The organism is Neobacillus sp. NRS-1170, assembly GCF_050468025.1.
In genome coordinates this window covers 1-546 of sequence record NZ_JBITPF010000126.1, presented here as the reverse complement: position 1 = coordinate 546, position 546 = coordinate 1, and the positions used below count along the sequence as shown (strand labels likewise).

Here is a 546-nt window from a genome sequence, read left to right as displayed (position 1 = left end):
TAGTTTGTGGACCTTAGATTAAAAATGTTTTGAAAAATTACTACAAATATATAAATATATAAAGGGAGAGGTTCAGAAGATGAAATCCGTATTTAAAAAATTAGCAGCAGTAGGAATGGCTTTATCAATTGCCGTAGGTGCAGTAGGGGCAGTAGAATTAACCCATAGTTCAGTGACAAAAGCATCAACAAATGAAAATCAACCAGTAAAGGTAGATGACCAATCTACTTCAAAATTATTAACACCATCCAATCATATGTTATTAATGATTGACCACCAGCCGCAGATGGCTTTTGGGACTAAGTCAATCGATGTGGCAACACTACGTAATAATGTAGCGGGATTGGCGGAAGCGGCTAAGACGTTTAAGGTTCCAACTGTATTAACAACAGTAGCATCTAAGTCATTCAGTGGTTCAATCTTCCCAGAGATTAAAAAAGTCTTCCCAGATCAAAAAATTTATGATCGTACATCCATGAATGCTTGGGATGATAAAAACGTAGTACAAGCGATTAAAGATACTGGAAAGAAAAAAATCGTCGTTGC

At 36.1% G+C, this 546-nt stretch carries 1 protein-coding gene; it reads left to right on the top strand.

What is annotated here, in order from left to right; genetic code table 11:
• Positions 1–79 precede the first annotated feature (79 nt).
• A partial coding sequence (locus ACIFOT_RS32210; protein WP_430073037.1) for an isochorismatase family protein occupies positions 80–546 on the top strand: 467 nt, incomplete at its 3' end.